Annotated in this window: 1 protein-coding gene; it reads left to right on the forward strand. The window is 61.2% G+C overall.

Going from position 1 to position 1217, the window contains the following annotated elements:
* The first annotated feature begins 56 nt into the window (after positions 1-56).
* Positions 57-1183, forward strand: a protein-coding gene (locus AC2FME_RS18320; RefSeq protein WP_496801208.1) for an IS3 family transposase whose coding sequence is annotated in 2 segments (ribosomal slippage) — positions 57-321 and positions 321-1183 — 1128 coding nt in all. Because the reading frame shifts where the segments join, the coding sequence is not laid out codon by codon here.
* Positions 1184-1217 lie beyond the last annotated feature (34 nt).

Here is a 1217-nt window from a genome sequence, read left to right on the forward strand (position 1 = left end):
TGATCCTCCCCCACTGAAGTGGTCCGCCGTTATGTTTAGGAAAACGGAGGATCAGAATGGGAACGAAACGACTCAAGCCTGAGGAAATTGTAACGAAGTTGCGGCAGGTTGAGGTGCTTGTTGGCCAGGGGATGGCGCGAGTGGATGCGATCCGTGAGGTGCGCATCACCGAGCAGACCTACTACCGCTGGCGCAAGCAGTATGGCGGGATGGGAACCGACCAGCTCAGGGAACTCAAACGGCTTCAGAAGGAGAACGAGCGGCTGAGGAAGGCCGTGTCGGACCTGACGCTGGACAAGCTGATCCTGACCGAGGCCGCAAAGGGAAACTTCTGAGCCCCGCCCGCCGTCGGGCCTGTGTCGATCATGTCCGCAACGAGTTGGGCGTCTCGGAACGTCGTGCCTGCCGGGTGCTGCGCCAGCACCGCTCGACACAGCGCAAGTTGCCGAGGGGGCGTGCCGACGAAGAGCGCCTGATAGCGGACATGATTGAGCTTGCGCGCCAATATGGTCGCTATGGATACCGTCGGATCGCAGCCTTGCTGAGAGATGCCGGCTGGCAGGTCAACGACAAGCGCGTCGAACGGCTATGGCGGCGGGAGGGGCTGAAAGTGCCATCGAGACAACCGAAGAAAGGACGGCTGTGGCTGAGTGACGGCTCCTGCGTCCGGCTGCGGCCGGAATACCGCAACCACGTCTGGAGCTACGACTTCGTGCATTGCCGGACTGACGACGGAAAGGCATTCCGGACGCTGAACATCATCGACGAGCACAGCCGGGAATGCCTGGCGATCCGGGTGAAGAGGAAGCTGAACTCGGGCGACGTGATCGACGCCTTGAGCGACTTGTTCATCCTGCGTGGTGTCCCGGCCTACATCCGGTCCGACAACGGACCTGAGTTCGTCGCCCAGGCCGTCCGGGATTGGATCGCCGCCGTCGGCGCAAAGACGGCCTACATCGAGCCCGGATCTCCCTGGGAGAATGGCTATTGCGAAAGCTTCAATGCCCGCTTCCGCGATGAACTGCTCGATGGCGAGATCTTCTACACCCTTCGCGAGGCGCAGATCCTGATCGAACAATGGAGGAGACACTACAACACGAAACGACCGCACAGCGCTCTGGGCTACCGCCCACCGGCACCCGAAACCCTCGTCGCAATGGACCAGAGGCCGGCAATGCACTAACAATCAAACTGGACCACTCGGGTGGGGCTGATCA

It is taken from the genome of Ruegeria sp. BHSC026 (genome assembly GCF_059613065.1).